16 protein-coding genes are annotated in these 18,333 nt (G+C 68.4%); 14 read left to right on the forward strand and 2 right to left on the reverse strand.

The window, feature by feature from the left end; translation table 11 throughout:
• Nucleotides 1-66: 66 nt before the first annotated feature.
• The 3 genes from D0D37_RS18420 to D0D37_RS18435 all read left to right on the forward strand — a co-directional run bounded on the left by D0D37_RS18420 (nucleotide 67) and on the right by D0D37_RS18435 (nucleotide 4,977).
• Nucleotides 67-2,769: a helix-turn-helix transcriptional regulator gene (locus tag D0D37_RS18420; protein ID WP_116201791.1), complete on the forward strand. Its 2,703-nt coding sequence runs from the start codon at nucleotides 67-69 to the stop codon at nucleotides 2,767-2,769.
• A gap of 91 nt (nucleotides 2,770-2,860) precedes the next feature.
• Nucleotides 2,861-3,874, forward strand: coding sequence for an alpha/beta fold hydrolase (locus D0D37_RS18425; protein WP_116201792.1), 1,014 nt, complete (start codon nucleotides 2,861-2,863; stop codon nucleotides 3,872-3,874).
• Nucleotides 3,875-4,215: 341 nt separating this feature from the next.
• On the forward strand, nucleotides 4,216-4,977 hold the full coding sequence (locus D0D37_RS18435) for a glycoside hydrolase family 75 protein (protein ID WP_244223568.1): 762 nt from the start codon (nucleotides 4,216-4,218) through the stop codon (nucleotides 4,975-4,977).
• 48 nt (nucleotides 4,978-5,025) lie between these two features.
• Here D0D37_RS18435 and D0D37_RS18440 read toward each other — a convergent pair whose 3' ends face one another.
• The gene (locus tag D0D37_RS18440) at nucleotides 5,026-5,508 is read right to left on the reverse strand and encodes an LLM class flavin-dependent oxidoreductase (RefSeq protein ID WP_116201795.1); all 483 of its coding nucleotides are present in this window, start codon (nucleotides 5,506-5,508) and stop codon (nucleotides 5,026-5,028) included.
• Between the two features lie 456 nt (nucleotides 5,509-5,964).
• On the opposite strand from D0D37_RS18440, the gene dnaK reads away from it, so the two are divergent.
• From dnaK to D0D37_RS18480, 8 genes are read left to right on the forward strand one after another with little or no spacing between them, the layout of a single operon-like run.
• Complete coding sequence (dnaK, locus tag D0D37_RS18445) at nucleotides 5,965-7,848, forward strand: molecular chaperone DnaK (RefSeq protein WP_116201796.1); 1,884 nt, start codon at nucleotides 5,965-5,967, stop codon at nucleotides 7,846-7,848.
• Nucleotides 7,849-7,853: 5 nt separating this feature from the next.
• Nucleotides 7,854-8,348 carry a nucleotide exchange factor GrpE gene (locus D0D37_RS18450; RefSeq protein ID WP_116201797.1) on the forward strand — a complete coding sequence of 165 codons (495 nt, stop codon included), beginning with the start codon at nucleotides 7,854-7,856 and terminating at the stop codon, nucleotides 8,346-8,348.
• Nucleotides 8,348-9,268 (forward strand): DnaJ C-terminal domain-containing protein, encoded by a 921-nt coding sequence (locus D0D37_RS18455; protein WP_116201798.1) that lies wholly within the window; start codon nucleotides 8,348-8,350, stop codon nucleotides 9,266-9,268. The genes D0D37_RS18450 and D0D37_RS18455 overlap by 1 nt, the downstream gene beginning before the upstream one ends.
• Complete coding sequence (locus tag D0D37_RS18460; protein ID WP_208720024.1) at nucleotides 9,265-9,570, forward strand: chaperone modulator CbpM; 306 nt, start codon at nucleotides 9,265-9,267, stop codon at nucleotides 9,568-9,570. The genes D0D37_RS18455 and D0D37_RS18460 overlap by 4 nt, the downstream gene beginning before the upstream one ends.
• A 2-nt stretch (nucleotides 9,571-9,572) precedes the next feature.
• Entirely contained in the window at nucleotides 9,573-12,194 is a 2,622-nt protein-coding gene (gene clpB, locus D0D37_RS18465) for an ATP-dependent chaperone ClpB (protein ID WP_116201799.1), read from the forward strand.
• Nucleotides 12,195-12,210: 16 nt separating this feature from the next.
• Nucleotides 12,211-13,404, forward strand: a complete 1,194-nt coding sequence (locus D0D37_RS18470) for a PucR family transcriptional regulator (RefSeq protein WP_116201800.1) — start codon at nucleotides 12,211-12,213, stop codon at nucleotides 13,402-13,404.
• A 2-nt stretch (nucleotides 13,405-13,406) separates the two neighbouring features.
• Complete coding sequence (locus D0D37_RS18475) at nucleotides 13,407-13,742, forward strand: hypothetical protein (RefSeq protein WP_116201801.1); 336 nt, start codon at nucleotides 13,407-13,409, stop codon at nucleotides 13,740-13,742.
• Nucleotides 13,739-14,647 (forward strand): Dyp-type peroxidase, encoded by a 909-nt coding sequence (locus tag D0D37_RS18480; RefSeq protein ID WP_116201802.1) that lies wholly within the window; start codon nucleotides 13,739-13,741, stop codon nucleotides 14,645-14,647. Before D0D37_RS18475 ends, D0D37_RS18480 begins: the two co-directional genes overlap by 4 nt.
• Before the next feature lie 233 nt (nucleotides 14,648-14,880).
• Here D0D37_RS18480 and D0D37_RS18485 read toward each other — a convergent pair whose 3' ends face one another.
• Entirely contained in the window at nucleotides 14,881-15,504 is a 624-nt protein-coding gene (locus D0D37_RS18485) for a hypothetical protein (RefSeq protein ID WP_162834301.1), read from the reverse strand.
• A gap of 462 nt (nucleotides 15,505-15,966) precedes the next feature.
• Between D0D37_RS18485 and D0D37_RS18495 the strand changes: the two genes are divergently transcribed.
• The 3 genes from D0D37_RS18495 to D0D37_RS18505 are packed head-to-tail and all read left to right on the forward strand — an operon-like array spanning nucleotide 15,967 to nucleotide 18,324.
• Nucleotides 15,967-16,590 carry a TetR/AcrR family transcriptional regulator gene (locus tag D0D37_RS18495; RefSeq protein ID WP_116201830.1) on the forward strand — a complete coding sequence of 208 codons (624 nt, stop codon included), beginning with the start codon at nucleotides 15,967-15,969 and terminating at the stop codon, nucleotides 16,588-16,590.
• 34 nt (nucleotides 16,591-16,624) lie between these two features.
• Complete coding sequence (locus D0D37_RS18500; protein ID WP_116201805.1) at nucleotides 16,625-17,125, forward strand: nitroreductase family deazaflavin-dependent oxidoreductase; 501 nt, start codon at nucleotides 16,625-16,627, stop codon at nucleotides 17,123-17,125.
• On the forward strand, nucleotides 17,122-18,324 hold the full coding sequence (locus tag D0D37_RS18505; protein WP_116201806.1) for an FAD-dependent oxidoreductase: 1,203 nt from the start codon (nucleotides 17,122-17,124) through the stop codon (nucleotides 18,322-18,324). Before D0D37_RS18500 ends, D0D37_RS18505 begins: the two co-directional genes overlap by 4 nt.
• The last annotated feature ends 9 nt before the right edge of the window (nucleotides 18,325-18,333 follow it).

An 18,333-nucleotide genomic window follows, 5' to 3' on the forward strand; every position in this document is an offset into this window, starting at 1 on the left:
GCGCCCGTCGGACGACGTCGTCGCTGTACGTCGTCTCCCGGTATCGTCAGCGGCGAGGGGAGAACCATGACGCTGCACGGACGGGACGCAGAGCTCAAGGAGCTGACCGAGCTGGTGGACGGCCCGGAAGGACGCGTCGGCGTCCTCATCCGGGGCGAGGCTGGCATCGGGAAGTCCGCGCTGGTGGCTGTGGCGGCTAGGGCTGCTTCGGTCGGCGGGATGCGGGTGCTGCGGACGACCGGTGCCGAGGCCGAGCAGGACCTTGCCTACGCCGGGCTGCACCAGTTGCTGCACCCCGTCCGCGCGGGCGTGGCCGAGTTGCCCGCGCCGCAACGGACAGCGCTGGAGACCGCGCTCGGGCTCGCAGACGGGCCAGAGCCCAGCGCGTATCTGGTCGGGCTCGCCACGTTGACGTTGCTTTTCGATACCGCCGCTGCGAAACCGGTGCTGGTCGTCGCGGAGGACATCCATTGGCTGGATCGCGCCAGTGCTGACGTTCTGGCTTTCGTCGCCCGGCGGATCGAGACGGAGCCGGTCGCGCTGATCGCGACGCTCCGGGACGGTTCCACTCCGCTGCTCGACGCCGCTCACTCGCCGATGCCGCTCGACCGTCTTCCCGACGACGCTGCCGCGGAACTGCTGGACTCCGTCGCGCCGCGGCTTGACCCGATGGTCCGGACGCGGCTGCTCGCCGAGTCCGCGGGACATCCGCTCGCGCTGACGGAGCTGCCCTCGGCAGTGGCCGATCTCGATGTGCTCGACCCGGTCCTGCCGTTGACCGAGCGGCTCGAGCGGACGTTCGCCTCCCGGGTCGCGTCGCTGCCGGAAGCCACCCGGGCGGTGCTGCTGGTCGCGGCGCTCAACGAGACCGGCTCGATTGCGGAAACCCTTGCTGCGACAGGGATTGTCCTCGGAAAGCCGGTCGAGCCCGAGGTGTTGAGTCCCGCTGTCGACGCGCGGCTGGTCGAGTTCACGGTCGGTTGCGTGACCTTCCGGCATCCGCTGATGCGTTCGGCGATCCCCGCTGCCGCGACGCTCGGCGACCGGAGGCGGGCGCAGCTCGCGTTGGCTGAAACGGTGCGTGAACAGCCCGATCGGCGTGCCTGGCACCAAGCCCGCGCGGCTGCGGGTCCGGACGAAACCGTGGCTGTGGCGTTGGAATCGGCCGCCGATCGGGCTCGCCGGCGGGGCGGGGCCGCTGCTGCGATCGCTGCGCTGGAGCAGGCGGCGCAGCTCAGCGAAGACCCGGAGGCGCGGGCGGATCGGTTGCTGCGGGCGGCCGAGTTGGCGGTCGAATCGGGCCGTCGGGAGACAGCCGAACGTTTGGTGCGCGGCGGGTCGTTCTCCCCGCGCCAGCAGGCGACCGCGAGCCAGTTGCTCAGCGGTTTCGAGGACGGCGTCCGTGAGGATCCCGCGCGAATCGGAGTGCTTGCGGCACTTGCCGAATCCGTCGCCGCCAACGGACAGAACGACGCGGCGATGCGGATCCTGTGGGGTGCCGCGATGCGGTGTTTCTGGTCCGAACCCGGCGCTGCGGCTCGCCGGACGCTGCTGGACGTCGCCTCGGCGCTGCCCATCCCCGACGACGATCCGCGGCTGATCGCGGTCGCCGCGTACGTCGCGCCGTTCGAACGCGGCACTGCCGTCTTGGAGCAGCTTCGGGTACTCGCTGGCGTGGCCGGAGCTGATCCGGAAACCGACCGTTACCTGGGCAGCGCTTCACTGCAGGTCGGCGCATTCGACCTGGCCGCCCGCTTCTCGACAGCCGCGGTGCCGGGCTTGCGCGCGCAAGGCCGACTCGGGTTGTTGCCGCGGGCGTTGGCCGTCCAGGCGTGGAGCCGGGTCCGGCTCGGCGATCTGGCTGGAGCAGCACCGTCCGCCGCGGAGGCCGTCCGGCTCGCGCAGGAGACCGGACAGCCGTTCATGGGCGGGCTGGCGCTCGCGGTCCAGGCCGAGATCGCCGCGCTTCGTGGCGACCACAAGCAGGCCTGCGCACTCGCCGACGAGGCCGAACGCGCCGGGCTGGCCGCGGGTGCGCGTCCGGTGCTGGCTACCGTCCAGCTCGCGCGCGGCCTCGTGGCGTTGAGCGAGGGCCGGTACGAGGACGCGTTCGCCGACCTGCGCCGCCTGCTCGACCCCGCCGACCCGGCTTACCAGCTGGCCTTGCGCGCTTACTGCGTCGCGGAGTTGACCGAGGCCGCCGTCCGGGCCGGGCAGACGGACGCAATGCGGGAAATCCTGGCCGAACTGGAGCCGTTGGCCGCCACGACTCCGGCCCCGGCGTTGCACATCGGGCTCCGGTACGCGCGGGCCGTGCTCGCGCCGAAGGACACTGCCGAAGACCTGTTCACGGCGGCTTTGCAGGCGGACCTGAACGGATGGCCTGCCGAACGCGGACGGGTCCACCTGGCGTTCGGCGAGTGGTTGCGGCGACAGCGCCGGGTCGTCGAATCGCGGGCGCACCTGCGTACCGCGCGGGAAACGTTCGACGCGCTCGGCCTGACGGCATGGGCCGAGCGGGCGCGGCGGGAGTTGCGCAGCGCGGGGGAGTCGAGCCCGAACCGGAGCCCGGACGCGCGGGACAAGCTGACTCCGCACGAGCTGAGCATCGCGCAGCTGGCCGCCGAAGGGCTGACGAATCGGGAGATCGGACAGCGGCTCTACCTTTCGCATCGGACCGTCGGGACTCATCTGCACCGGATCTTCCCGAAGCTCGGCGTGAGTTCCCGCGCCGAACTGGCCGACGCGGTGCAGGCGCTCGGCGACTGACTTACGCCGGTTGCGTCATCTGACGGGCGCGCGCGGCGGCCGGGCTCCCTAGCGTCGAGGCCGTCCCACGGTCTTGCGCACAGGAGTTCAGTTGATCAGCAGGAGACGATTCACCCAGGTGTTCGCGGCCGGTCTGGCGGCGACCTCTCTCGCCGCCTGCTCCTCGCTGCCCGCCGCTGGTGTGGATTTGCGTGCCGGTTCTGGCGAACACACGTCGCTGGGCACGATCAAGCACGCCGACGCCGGTGTCGTTTCGATGGCGTACGCGGAATTCGGCCCGGCTAACGGCAAGCCGGTACTGCTGTTGCACGGCTGGCCGTACGATCCGTACAGCTACGCCGACGTCGCGCCTTTGCTTGTGGCGCAAGGGTTCCGGGTGCTCGTGCCGTTCCTGCGCGGGTTCGGCCCGACAGTATTCAAGTCCGCCGACACGGTCCGCAACGGGCAGCAGACGGCCATCGCGCAAGACGTAGTCGCGCTGATGGACACGTTGAAAATCGACAAAGCGATCCTCGGCGGATACGACTGGGGTTCGCGGACGGCCGCCGTCATCGCGGCGTTGTGGCCCGAGCGGTGCCAGGCCGTCGTCCCGGTGAGCGGGTATATCGTCGCCAACCTCAAGGCCAACCTGCAGCCGCTGCCCCCGGCCGCCGAACTGGGCTGGTGGTACCAGTACTACTTCGCGACCGAGCGCGGCCGCGCCGGCTACGCGGCGAACCGGCACGATTTCAACAAGCTGATCTGGAAGACGGCGTCGCCGAGCTGGCGTTTCGACGACGCGACGTACGACCGCAGCGCCGCCGCGTTCGACAATCCGGACCACGTCGCGATCGTCATCCACAACTACCGCTGGCGGCTCAGCCTCGCTCCCGGCGAGCCGCAATACGAGGCGTACGAACAGAAACTCGCCTCGGGCGCGACCATCGGCGTCCCGGCGATCACCCTGGCCAGCGACTTCGACGGCGCGGCCAAGGACGGCAAGGCCTACCGCGCCAAGTTCACCGGAAAGTACGAGCACCGGATCCTCGACGGCATCGGGCACAACGTCCCGCAGGAGGCTCCGCGGCCGTTCGCGCAAGCGATCGTGGACGCGGCCAAGCTCTGACGCCTCCTCCGGCGTTTTTCCGGCGCAGCCGAAGAACGTGGCGAGGCGCGACGGCACGCCTCGGGTCGACTTCGCCGAGCACTGCCGTGTCGGGCGATCCGGCAGTGCTCCAGGCGATGAAGACGATCTTCTTCGCGATGCGTCGCCTACGCCAGCTTCGAGCTGCGCTAGGCGGCCCGATCGGCCGCAGAGTTCCGTTCAGCGGGCAACTGTCCCGCGTGGATTCCCAGCACCAGGCGGTCGTCCGGAATTTTCTCGAAGTCACCTCGTGACAACGAGCGGTCACGGATGGTTCACTATGTTAGGAAGTTTTCCTAATGAAGGCTGGAGGTCGCCCGGTCATGTCATCCTCCCGTAGGCGTTTCGCTGTGGTCGGCGCCGCTCTGGCGCTCGCCGTGCCGCTCGCTGTCAACTCCGCTCACGCGTCCACCGCGGACACTGCCGCCGCCAAGTCGTACACGGCCGCGGAAGTGCTGGCCGGCGTCAAAAAGAACAGCACGAACGAGAACAAGGTCAACACCCAGCCGCACATCAACACCATGACGCGGGCCAAGAACGTCAACGTCTACCAGGTGGCGAAGGGCGTCTACGCCTACGGTTCCGGCCTGGCCGTCGACACCGACGGCAGCGACCCCGACCCCGATCCTGACCACCAGGGCACCACGACTTTCAAGGACAGCAACGGAAAGTCGCTCGGCGCGCACAAGGTGCCGTTCTACGTCCTCGGCGACGACTGCTACGACAAGAAGAGCCCTTGCCCGCACTTTTTCTACAAGGAGCACGGCATCAAGGGCCGCCAGTTCGCGCTGATGTTCTACAAGAGCAAGGTGATCGGCGCGATCTTCGGCGACACGCAGACCGCGAACGACCAGGATACTTCGGACAACGACTCCCGCGAATTGGGCGAAGCCTCGGTGAAGGCGGCTTCGCTGCTGGGCATCAACAGCAGCGGCACTGACGGCGGCGTCGACAACGGTGTGACCGTGGTGATGTTCTCCGGCTCGGACTGGGTCGTGAACGGCACCAACGCCAACCTGAACGCCGCGGCTCAGGGCATGGTCAACAAGGCGCTGGACACGCTCGGCGCAAGCATGGGCATCTAGTTTTCAGCAACTGAATGCGGTCACTGCCGAATCTGGCGGTGACCGCATTCAGTCTTTTCGCCGTGCCGCCAGTTTGTCGAGGTAGTGCAGCGTTTCCCGTTCCGGCAAGGGCGGCAACGTGAACGTCACCCGGTCCACTCCGGCGTCGGCGTAGGCGGCGATGTCCGAGTCCAAAGTGGCTCCACAGAGGGTGGTGCGGATGTCGGCGCGGCCCTGATCGGCCAGCCAAGACGCCACGCGGCGCAGCTCGTCGACCGGGGTTTTCGCGCGGGGCAGCCATTCGTCGGCGTAGCGGGCAAGCCGGTCGAGCGCGGCCGGGCTTTCGCCGCCGATCGCGATGGGCGGGTGCGGACATTGCAGCGGCTTCGGCCAAGAGAAAACCGGGTCGAAGTCTAGGTGCTCGCCGTGGAATTCGGCCTCGTCGGCGGTCCAGATCACTTTGAGCGCGGCGAGTTTCTCGTTCAGCAACGGCCCGCGACGGCGCGTGCGGATGCTCTCGTCCGTTGCGAAAGTGCCGACGCCGAACTTCATGCGTTCTCCTGCGGATAGCTGCGCGCGGGCCGTAATTTCTCGATCAGTGCGCCCGCCGCAAGCACGTCGAGTCCGGATTGCTTCGCCGTGTCGCGATCAGCTGATGAGCGAAAAAGTGACCGGCCAGGCAATGACTCAGGTGTCAGGACTGCCGCTGCGGGCCAGGAGGCAGGGGACGATCGCCAGCGAGATGAGGCAAGTGATCGCCACGGCGTAGACAGCATCGCTATGGAAACTGTGCAACCTAATCGCACACAAGGTAATTCTTGTCGCGAGCCCCCCGGTGAAGCCAGCCGATTGTGTCGCGGAACAATATTCTTTGGTGCTCCCCACAATCGCCCGGCAATTGCGCTGGTAGCGGTTTCGGAAAAGATCATCTTGCCTTGACGCCGCTTTCTGCCTCCAGTACACCAGACCCCGAAACCTGTCCTGAAAAAACCCGGAGAGGAACGCGTCGTGGCGAAAGCGGTAGGCATCGACCTGGGGACGACCAATTCGGTCATCGCGGTGCTGGAGGGCGGCCAGCCTGAGGTGATCGCCAACGCGGACGGGGCTCGGACTACCCCGTCGGTGGTCGCGTACACCGATTCGGGCGAGCGGCTCGTCGGGCAGCTCGCGCGGCGGCAGGCGATCATGAATCCGAAGGGCACGATTTCGTCGGCGAAGCGGTTCATCGGGCGCCGCTACGACGAGGTGGCCAGCGAGATCGACGCGGTGTCCTACGACGTCGTGCCGGGGCCGGACGACGCGGTGCGGTTTGACGTGCACGGCAAGAAGTACGCGCCGGAGGAGGTTTCGGCGCTCGTGTTGCGGAAGCTGGTCGACGACGCGTCGAAGTTCCTGGGGGAGAAGGTGACCGAGGCGGTCATCACGGTTCCGGCGTATTTCAACGACGCGCAGCGCCAGGCCACCAAGGACGCGGGTCGCATTGCTGGGCTTGAGGTGTTGCGGATCATCAATGAGCCGACCGCGGCCGCGCTCGCCTACGGGCTCGACAAGAAGCAGCACGAGACGGTTCTGGTGTTCGACCTCGGCGGCGGCACCTTCGACGTCAGTGTCCTGGACATCGGCGACGGCGTGGTCGAGGTGCGTTCGACCGCCGGCGACACGCATCTGGGCGGCGATGACTTCGACCGGCGGGTCGTGGATCACCTCGCGGATCAGTTCGAGAAGGAGAACGGCATCGACTTGCGGGCGGATCCGCAGGCGCTGCAACGGTTGTTCGAGGCCGCGTCCAAGGCGAAGGAAGAGCTGTCTTCGGTCTCGCAGACCACGATCAACCTGCCGTTCATCACCGCGGACGGCTCCGGGCCGAAGCACCTCAACACCACGCTCATGCGTTCCACCTTCGACCAGATCACCTCCGATCTGGTCGAGCGCTGCAAGGTGCCGGTGGAGCGAGCCCTCTCGGACGCGAAGCTCACCGCGAACGACATCGACGAGGTCATTCTCGTCGGCGGATCGACGCGCATCCCGGCGGTGCAGGCGCTGGTGCGGCGGATGACCGGCGGCAAAGACCCGAATATGACGGTCAACCCGGACGAGGTCGTCGCCCTTGGCGCGGCGATTCAGGCGGCGATCATCAAGGGCGAGGCCAAGGATGTCCTGCTGCTCGACGTCACCCCGCTTTCGCTGGGGATCGAGACGATGGGCGGCGTGATGACCAAGGTCATCGACCGCAACACCACGATTCCGGCGCGGCGCAAGGAAACCTTCTCCACCGCCGAGGACAATCAGTCCGCAGTGGACATCGTCGTCCTGCAGGGCGAGCGCGAGAAGGCGGCGGACAACCGGGTGCTCGGCCGGTTCCGGCTGGAGAACATCCCGCCCGCCCCGCGCGGCGTGCCGCAGATCGAGGTCACCTACGACATCGACGCCAACGGCATCCTCAACGTCTCGGCCAAGGACACCAACTCCGGCCGGGAACAGGCCATCACCATCTCGGAAAGCTCCAATTTGGACTCCGCGGACGTCGACCGCATGGTCGCCGACGCCGAGGCGCACCGGGCCGAGGACGCCAAGCTGCGCGAGGTCGTCGACGCCCGCAACACGCTGGACAGCGCCGTCTACCAGGTGGAGAAAAGCGTCACGGAACTCGGCGACGCGGTGCCGGTCAACGAAAAGGCGCGCGCGGAGAACCTTGCCGTGGATGCCCGGGACCTCCTCAAGCAGGACGAGCCGAGCCTGGAGAAGCTGCGGTCGATGACCTCGGAACTCCAGCAGCTGTTCCACGGTCTGGCCGCGGTCGCGTCGACGGCCGGCGACGCGACCGGCGCACATTCCACCGGGAACGGCGACGACGGTGACGACGTGGTCGACGCCGAGTTCACCACCTCCTGACCGCCATGGAGAACAAGCAGCAGGACGCAGCCACGGAACCGGACGGCACTGCCGACGTCTCCTGGCTCCAGTCCAGGGTCGCCGAGCTGGAAAACAACTGGCGCACGGCGATGGCCGATCTGGACAACCTCCGCAAGCGCACCGTGCGGGACACCGTCCAGGTGCGACAACAAGAACGCAAGCGCGCCGCCAAAGAACTGCTGGCAGTGCTGGACAACTTGGACCTGGCCATCGGGCACGCCGAGGCAGACCCCAAGTCCATCGTTTCCGGCGTCGAAGCGGTGCGGACGCAGGCCGACACGGCGATGGCCAACCTCGGCTTTCCCCGGCACGCGGACGAACAGGGGACACCGTTCGATCCGCAACTGCACGAGGCGGTGTCGGTCGTTCCGGCCGTGGGCGTCGAGCCGGGCACGGTGGTCCAGGTCGTGCGCCCCGGTTACGGCGACGCGGAGAACCAGTTGCGGCCCGCGGCGGTCGTTGTCGCGAAGGCGGATTGATGAGCGATAGCGAGGATTTTTACCAACTGCTGGGCGTCTCTAGGACGGCGAGCCAGGACGAGATCCAGAAGGCGTACCGCAAGCTCGCCCGCAAGTACCACCCGGACGTGAACAAGGATCCGGGCGCGGAGGAGAAGTTCAAGGCCGTTTCCGAGGCCTACGACGTGCTCTCCGAACCGGACAAACGCAAGCGCTACGACGCGTTCGGCAAGGACTTCCGGCAGGTGCCTCCGGACATGGACCCGGAGACCTACGCCCGCGCCAAAGCAGGCCCTGGTTTCCAGAGCGCCGAAGGAGTCAACTTCGAAGACCTCTTCGGCGGCATGTTCGGAGGCGGCTTCCAAGGGGGCTTCGGCCGTCAGCCGCGCGGTCCGATTCCCGGTGCCGATCAGGAAGCCGGGGTCGAGATCAGCCTGGACGAGGCGTACCACGGCGGGCGGCGTTCGTTCACCCTCAGCGGCCCGGAAGGCCCGCGCACCGTCGACGTCAACATCCCGGCCGGAGTCATCGACGGCAAGCGCATCCGGCTGGCCGGGCAGGGCGGGTACGGCAGCGGCGAAGGCGCGCCACGTGGTGACCTCTATCTGGTGGTGCATTTGGTGCCCGACAAGCGCTACCAGATGGAAGGACGGGACGTGACCGTCGATCTTCCTTTGCTGCCTTCGGAAGCGGCGCTGGGCGCGACAGTCGCGATGGACCTCCCCGGCGGCGGCGAAGCGAAGCTGAAAATCGCGGCGGGCACGTCCAGCGGGCGCAAGCTGCGGTTGCGCGGCCGCGGCATCCCGAATTCCCGGGGAAAACCCGGCGATCTGTACGCCGCGGTCAAGATCGTCGTGCCCAAGGACCTGACCGACGAGCAGCGCAAGCTCTACGAGGAATTGGCCGCGGCCACCGACGACAACCCGAGGAGGCCGGGATGACCTACGCGCTCGTGCGCCGCCGCCCCGGCGCGGCGCATCTGGACTTGCCGACGTTCGCCCACGCGACCGGCCTGCATCCGGAGCTGGTCCGCCGATTCACTGTGCTGGGCCTGCTGGAACCGGTCGAGGACGCGCGCGGCGACTGGTGGTACCCGGTCGCGCAGGTGTCCGCGGCGGCCCGGATCCAGCGGTTGCGCGCCGGATTCTCGCTGAACTACGCGGCGGTCGGCCTGGTCGCCGACCTGCTCGACCGCATCGCGGACCTCGAAGCGGACCTCCGGTCTCGACGCAGCGGAGACTGATCATGGATCCTAACCGGCTCACCCAGAAATCCCAGGAAGCACTGCACGACGCGCAAACCGCCGCGCTGCGGTACGGCCAGCCGGAGGTCGACGGCGAGCATCTCCTGCTCGCCTTGCTCGACCAGCCCGGCGGGCTAGCGTCGCGGCTACTCGAAGAGGCGGGCGCGGACCCGGCCCGCCCCAAACAAGAGCTGGAAGCCGAACTCGGACGCCGCCCCAAAGTGAGCGGCCCCGGCGTCACTCCCGGCGAAACCCGCGTGACCGCTCGGCTCGCCCGGGTGCTCGACGCCGCCGATCGCGAAGCGGGGCGGTTGAAGGACGATTACGTGTCCGTCGAACACCTCGTCGCGGCTTTGCTGGAGGAGGGCAGTTCGAGCGCGGCCGGACGGCTGTTGCGCGGAGCGGGGCTGACCCGGGATAAGTTCCTGGAGGTGCTGCGAAAGGTGCGCGGCAACCAGCGGGTCACGTCGGCGACGCCGGAATCCGCTTACGAGGCCTTGGAAAAGTACGGCCGCGACCTCGTCGCCGACGCGGCGGCGGGCAAACTGGACCCGGTCATCGGACGCGACGCGGAGATCCGCCGGGTGATCCAGATCCTGTCGCGCAAGACGAAAAACAATCCGGTGCTCACCGGCGATCCGGGCGTGGGCAAGACCGCGATCGTCGAGGGGCTCGCGCAGCGCATCGACCGCGGCGACGTGCCGGAGGGGCTCAAGGGCAAGACGGTGTTCTCGCTCGATCTCGGTGCGCTGGTCGCGGGCGCGAAGTACCGGGGCGAGTTCGAGGAGCGGCTGAAGGCGGTGCTCAACGAGGTGACCGCCGCCGAGGGCCGGATCCTGTTGTTTGTCGACGAGCTGCACACCGTCGTCGGCGCGGGTGCCACCGAGGGCGCGATGGATGCGGGCAACATGCTGAAACCCATGCTCGCGCGCGGCGAACTGCACTTGATCGGTGCGACGACGGCGGACGAGTACCGCAAGTACATCGAAAAGGACGCCGCGCTCGAACGGCGGTTCCAGCCGGTGCTGGTGGACGAACCGTCGGTCGAGGACGCGATCTCGATCATGCGCGGGCTGCGCGAGCGGCTCGAAGTGTTCCACGGCGTGAAGATCCAGGACAGCGCGCTGGTCGCGGCCGTAGTGCTGAGCCATCGCTACATCTCCGACCGGTTCCTGCCAGACAAGGCGATCGATCTGGTGGACGAGGCGTGCGCGATGCTGCGCACGGAGATCGACTCGATGCCCGCCGAACTGGACGAGCTGAGCCGGCGGCTGACCCGCACCGAGATCGAGGAAGCCGCGCTGGCCAAGGAAACCGACGCGGCGAGCAAGGCGCGGCTGGAAGAATTGCGCCGCGAGCTGGTCGATCTGCGCGCCGAGGCGGGCGGGATGCGGACGCAGTGGGAGGCCGAACGTGCCGCGCTGCACAAGGTTCAGGCGCTGCGCGAGGAAATCGAGCAGGTTCGGCACGACGCGGAGGCCGCCGAACGCGCGTACGACCTGAACTCGGCCGCCCAGCTGCGACACGGGCGTCTGCCGGAACTGGAGCGTCGGCTGGAGGGCGAGGAAGAACTGCTCGCCACGCGACAGGCAGGCACCCGGCTGCTCCGCGAAGTCGTCACGGAAGAGGAGATCGCGGCGGTCGTGTCGCGGTGGACCGGCATTCCGGTGAGCCGGCTGCAGGAGGGCGAGCGGGAGAAGCTGCTGCGCCTGGACGAACTGCTGCACGAGCGCGTGATCGGGCAGGACGAGGCGGTGCAGCTGGTCGCGGACGCGATCATCCGCGCCCGGTCCCGGATCAAGGACCCGCGCCGCCCGATCGGGTCGTTCCTGTTCCTGGGCCCGACCGGCGTCGGCAAGACCGAGCTGGCGAAGGCGCTCGCCGCGGATTTGTTCGACACCGAGGACAACATCGTCCGGATCGACATGAGCGAGTACCAGGAGCGGCACACGGTTTCGCGGCTCGTCGGCGCTCCGCCCGGGTACGTCGGCTACGACGAGGGCGGTCAGCTCACCGAAGCTGTGCGGCGTAAACCGTATTCGGTGGTGCTGTTCGACGAGATCGAGAAAGCGCACGCGGACGTGTTCAACACACTGCTGCAGGTGCTCGACGACGGTCGGCTCACCGATTCGCAAGGCCGTACGGTCGACTTCCGCAACACCGTCATCATCATGACCTCCAACATCGGTGCGCACTTCCTGCTCGACGGGGTCAACGCCAAAGGCGAGATCGCCGAGTCCGCGCGCGGCGAGGTCATGGCGGCGCTGCGGGGACATTTCCGGCCGGAATTCCTCAACCGCATCGACGACATCGTCCTGTTCAAACCGCTGACGCTGCCGGAGATCGAACGGGTCGTCGAACTGATGCTGGGCGACCTGCGCACGCGGCTCGCCGAGCAGAACATGACCCTGGAGGTGTCCGACAAAGCACTGCGCTTCATCGCGGAACAGGGTTTCGACCCGGTTTACGGCGCCCGGCCGCTGCGCCGGTTCCTCGCTCGCGAAGTCGAGACCCGGATCGGACGCGCGCTGCTCGGCGGCCAAGCGCACGACAACACGGTCATCGACGTCAGGCTCGACGACGGCGTGCTCACGGTGACGTGTCGGGACGAGGCAGCGGCATGATCCGCGGCGCGAGCCGATGGCCATAGGCGGACTCATCGCCGAGGTTCGGCCGCGGCTGCCGCGGCTGATCGACGAAATCTGCGCGGCGGTCTGCGAACGGATCGACCTCTACCGGGACGAGAAGATCGTGCCGCGCGCGGACCTGCACCGCTCGATCGCGGTCAACGTGCGGTTCCTGGTCGACGCGCTCGGCGGCGTCGAGGCTTCGGACCAGGGCGCGCCGCAGGAGACCGGCAACCGGCGCGCGCACCAGGGCGCGTCGCTGCCGGAGGTGCTGCAGGTCTACCGGATCGGCGGCGCGATGCTGTGGGACTTGCTGGCCGCGCACGCCCGCGAGTCCGGCAGCAACGACGCGCTGATCGACGCGGCCAGTCTGCTGTGGCAGCTCACGGACGAGCACGCGGTCCGGGTGACCGAGGCGTACCGGGCGGCGAGCGCGGAACTTCTCGTCGCCCAGCAATGCCGCCGTTCCGCGCTGGCCGAAGCCTTGTTCACCGGCCAGCGCCTCTCCGAAACCGGGCCGTGGGAAGCCGGACGGCTGCTCGGCCTGCCGCTCGACGGGAAACTCGCCGTCGTCGCGGCCGAGACTCGCGGGCTGGCCGAGGAGAGCCTGGTCGGCATCGAACGACGGCTCAGCCTGCTCGGCATCGTGTCGGCGTGGCAGCTCACGCCGGTCCTGCAAGCCGGGGTCGTGTCGGTGCGCGACGAGCAATACCGCGCGGTGCTGACCGTGCTCAACGAGGTGGCGTTGACCCGCACCGGGGTCAGCCCGCTGTACGCGTCGCTGGCCGACACCCCGCGCGCGCTGCACCTCGCGCGCACCGCGTTGGCCGGTACACCGCCGGAACGGGTCGAGGTCCGCGCGTTCGACCCCAGCCCGCTGGCCGCGCTCGTCGCCTACGACCCCGACGAAGGCCGGAGGCTCGGCGACCAGGTCTTCGGCCCGGTCTTGGATTTGCCCGCCGACGAACGCGATTTGCTCCTGGAGACGCTCGAGGCGTACTTCTCCGGCGGCGGCTCCTCCGAACGCGCCGGCGAGACCTTGCACTGCCACGCCAACACCATTCGCTACCGGTTGCGGCGGATCCGGGGACTCACCGACCGGTCGCTTACCGACCCCCGTGACCTGGCCGAGCTTGTCACTGCGATGCAAGCGCTGCGCCTCGACTCACCCGCCGCCCGGCAACTTTCGCACTCTCAAAGGGATTGACCATGAACCAGATCACCGCGAAAACCCTCGGCACCCCGAGCGGAGGGCTCTTCGACAACCCGTGGCCGCCGGACTTTCCGGCCGCCGGACAGCGCGTCGCGATCTTCGCCTACGAAGTAACCAGGGTCGACGGCACCGACCAGGACGGCATCCGCACGTATCACGTCGGCCCCGCCGAAACCGCCGCCCAGGGCCCGATCGGATCGAGCCACGACGAACCGCAAGGCATCACCGTGGCCTGGCGCGGCTGCGGCACCGGCACGGTCACCTCGATGTCGGCTCCGCTGGACCGCGAACGCACCTGCGAGGTCATCCCGGACGAGGCAGGACTTCTGTGACCACTCCGCAACCCGTTCTCGCCCAGCTGAGCGAAAGCGCGACCTTCCTGACGCTCACGATCAACCCCGGGGGAGAGGCCGCCGTCCGTGACCTGCTGCCCGACCTTGCCGGGCTGGTCCGCTCGGTGGCGTTCCCGCTGCCGGAAGAACGCCTCACCTGCGTGACGGGCTTCGGCTCGCAAGCGTGGGACCGGCTTTTCACCGGCCCGCGCCCCACCGGCCTGCACCCGTTCCAGGAACTGACCGGTTCGCGGCACCACGCGCCCGCCACGCCCGGCGACGTCTTCCTGCACATCCGCGCGACCCGGCAGTACCCGTGCTTCGAACTGGCCCGGCGGGTAGTGAACCGGCTCGGCGACGCGGTCTCGGTGTACGACGCGACGCCCGGGTTCCGCTACTTCGACCGCCGCGACCTGCTCGGTTACGTCGACGGCACGGAGAACCCCGCGGACGCGGCCGCTGCCCGCGCAGCACTCATCAGCGACGGTCCGTTCACCGGCGGATCGTTCCTGATCGTCCAGAAATACCTCCACGACCTCGCGAAGTGGACGGCGATGCCGGTGGAGGAACGCGACCGGTCCGTCGGCAGGCACCTGGCCGACGACGTCGAAATCCCGGACGCGCAGAAAGCCCCGGATTCGCACGTCTCGCGCACCACCATCGAGGACCCGGACGGCACCGAACACAAGATCCTGCGCGACAACATGCCCTTCGGCTCCATTGCCCGCGGCGAATACGGCACGTACTTTTGCGGCTACGCGGCCGATCCCGCGGTGACCGAGAAAATGCTGGAGCGGATGTTCGTTGCCGAACCGCCGGACCTTCTCCTCGACGTCTCCACCGCGGTCACCGGCAGCCTGTACTTCGTGCCCACAGCCGAGTTCCTCGACGACCCACCGGGGTGAGGCATACTGCCTGTCGCGCCCTGCGCGATGAGCTGCTTTCTCGGAGTCCCGTGCGTGCGGGTTCGGCTGACTGCGGTGCTCGTGGCTCGACCCGGTCTCCCGCCACACGCTTGATCTGTTCCTGCAAAGCGAAGACCTGCCGTCGCCGCAGAACCGCGTCACGCTGGGAGCAGGCAACAAGGTGGTGCTCGACTGCCGAAGGACGAGCCTCGCCGCGCACCGGTTCTTGAAGATCAGGCCTTCCGCGCCTTGGCGATGCCGTTGCGGAAAACCGGTGTCAGCGCTTTCTCGCACGTTGCGGCCTTCGAACACGACGCATAAGCCATTACGGTGTATCCGTTGACCTGCGCGAGGTAGGTGACCTTGACGACGTCTCCGGTCCGTCCCACGGTCGTGCGGATCGCGCCGATCTGGGCGGGATCTGTCTGCGGGTTGGGCACGGCGGAGAACCGGGTCGGAATGCCGTCGCTGGTGGTGACAGTGACACAGCGGGCGACGCTCGCGTTGATCGTGCTGATGTCAACAGTTCCTTGCGCGACGGTCGCGGCTTGGTCGGGTTTGAGGATCTCGGATTTGCTTTCGAAGGTGTGGAAGGCCACGGCGAATGAACGTCCTTCGTACGGTGCGGTATCCGGGTTGTCCGTCGCCGTGCACTCTGCGGGCTGGTACGTGACATTGGGGACCAAGGCTCCGAACTCGTTCCAGAATACCGATCGGGCCACGATTGCCGCCACCGCGCGGAAAACTCTCATGGCCTGACCCTCTGCATAAGTGGCGCGGAGTGCGTCACCGTTGCCTAGGGTCGTTCGCTGGCTCGCCATTGTTACGCCATGCGGGCGTGGGGTGGACGCGGTCACGATCCTTTTTACCTTGCTGCAACGGCGAAATAGAAAATTCCACGCTACTGCTCGACTACCGAGAACGCACCCGAGCCGGCGAGCATAGCGGCGCACGCGGTTCCGGCAAGTCTCTCGAATGCGAGCGTCGTCCCGAACCGCGGCCAGGTGCAGCCAGGACAGGGCTGCTCGTCATATCGCCGTCGACGACATGACCCTGTCTCGACCTCGGGCCGGATTTCCGATTGGCCGCGGGCATGGTCTGGCATGAACCGCTTGATCCAGCCGAGGTGGACCTCGCACATCTCCGTAGGCGGGTGAGGGCGGGCAGCCGTGCGGTAAACCGCGTCGAGCTGGCACATCTCGGTGGGCAGCGAGGTGCGGCCCACAGTGACCACCCAAACCCCTGCGCTCCGGTGCGCGGCGCGATCTGTGCGGGGCTGCGGTGGCGAGCAGAGTGAACATCTGTTTACAATGATGTACATGAGTTCACTTCCGGACGATCGCACGGCGAAGGCGAGGATTCGCGACGAGGCGCTGCGGCTGTTCGGCGAGCGTGGTCCGGACGCGGTGACGGTTCGCGATGTCGCGGCGGCGGCGGGGGTTTCGCCGGCGCTGGTGATCCGGCACTACGGGTCCAAAGACGGGCTTCGGGACGCGGTCGACGAGCACGTAGCCAGGGTGTTCGCGGCAACGCTGGCCGAGGCCACCGCGCCCAGCGGAGACGGTCCGTTCGATCCGGAAGCGGTGCCGAGCCTGGTCGAGGCGGTGTCCGGGAATCTCCCTGCGGGCTCTGCTATTCCCGGGTATCTCGGGTGGCTGCTTGTCGGCGGCGGGCCCGCGGCGTCCGGGTTGTTCGGCAGGCTCTACGCGGTGAGCCGGCACGCGCTCACGGCCATGGCGGGGGCCGGGATGGCGGAGCCGGGCGCGGATCCGGAGGTGCGCGCGGCGTTCCTGCTCGTCAATGACCTCGCGGTGTTGATCCTGCGCGACCGTCTGCGTGAGGTGCTCGGCGTCGATCCGTTGTCGGCCGACGGGTTGCGTCGTTGGGGTGCCGAGGTGTTCGCCGTCTATCGCGACGGGCTAGGCGGTGCCGGGTCAGCCTGACGAATCTTCCACGACAATGAATCGAGGCACGCAGATGTCCAATGCCACACCGTCTTCGGACGCGGTCGGACGCACGGGCGCGCGGCTGCTGCGGAACCGGGCGCTCATGCGCGCCCCGATCTGGCTTTATCGGGCCCGGCTGGGTTTCCTTCTCGGCTCAAGGCTGCTCCTGCTCGAGCACGTCGGCCGCAAGACCGGCGCCCGGCGCTGCGTCGTGCTGGAAGTCCTCGGGCACCCGGACCGGGACACCTACGTCGTGGCGTCCGGGTTCGGCGACCGGGCGCAGTGGTACCGCAACGTCGTCGCCGAGCCGCGGGTGCGGGTGGCCAGCGGCGCACGGGGCTTGTCGCCGGCGACCGCGCGGAGGCTGTCCGCCGCGGAGGCGGACGCCGCGCTCGCGGTCTATGTGCGCAAGCATCCGCGAGCGTGGGGCAAGTTCAAGACGATTCTCGAGAACACTCTCGGCACGGCGATCAGCGAGCGCGACACCGAGCTGCCGATGGTCGAGTTGCGCCTGGACGGACCAGGATCGTGAAGGCCGTCGTGTGCGGTGCGGGGATCGCGGGCCTGGCGGCGGCGCAGTGCCTGTCGCGGCACGGCTGGGAGGTCGTGGTGCTCGAGCGCGCACCGGCCCCGCGCACGCAGGGCTACATGATCGACTTCATGGGCCCCGGATACGACGCCGCGGAAGCGATGGGAATCCTCCCGCGGCTGCGCGAACTCGCTTACGAGGTCGAGGAGGCCGGCTACTACGACGAGTCCGGCCGGCAGCGTGCGGTGATCCGGTACGACGCGTTCGCCAAGCCGGTCGGCGGGCGGCTGCTGAGCATCATGCGGCCGGATCTCGAATCGGCGCTGCGGGAGAGCCTGCCCGGCGACGTCGAACTCAGGTTCGGCGCCGAGGTCACCGGCGTCTCCGACGGCGCGCACAACGTCCGCGTGAACACGGCAGACGGGGCCGTTTACGAGGCGGATCTGCTGGTCGGGGCCGACGGCGTGCATTCGACCGTCCGCGGGCTGGTGTTCGGCCCGGAGGCTGACTGTCTGAAGTACCTCGGCTTCCACACCGCGGCGTACACGTTCGACGACCCAGAGGCGCAGGCCCTGGTCCGCGGCCGGTTCTGCCTCTCGGACAGCATCGGCGCGCAGCTCGGCTGCTACGGGCTCGGTGACGGCGGCGTCGCGGTCTTCGCCGTCCACCGGAGCGCGGATCCGACACTGCCCGACGACCGCGCGGCCGTGCTCCGGCGCGAATACCGGGGGCTCGGCTGGGTCGCGCCGCGCGTGCTCGCTGCCTGCCCGCCCAACGACGAGATCTACTACGACCAGGTGGCGCAGATTGTGCTGCCGAGGTGGAGCAAGGGGCGTGTCGTCCTGGTCGGCGACGCAGGCTACGCGGTCTCGCTGCTCGCGGGAATGGGGGCGTCGCTCGGCATCGGCGGTGCGTACGTGCTCGCCGAGCAGCTGGCGCGTGCCGCGACCGTGCCGGAGGCGCTGGAGGCATACGAACGGCTGTGGCGTCCGGTCGTCGCCGACAAGCAGGCGTCCGCTCGCACGAGCGCTCGGTGGTTCCTGCCGAGGTCGCGCGCGGAGCTGCTGCTCCGCCACGTCGCGTTGCGGCTTTTCCGGCTGCCGGGCCTGAACCGCTTCCTCATCAGATTCCTGTCCGGCAAGCAGACGGCCGTCGTCCGCGCCCTCTCCTCAGCGGCAGGCACCGACTTGCCAGCCCAGTAGCCGGAAGCG

The organism is Amycolatopsis circi (assembly GCF_003385235.1).
GTDB lineage: Bacteria > Actinomycetota > Actinomycetes > Mycobacteriales > Pseudonocardiaceae > Amycolatopsis > Amycolatopsis circi.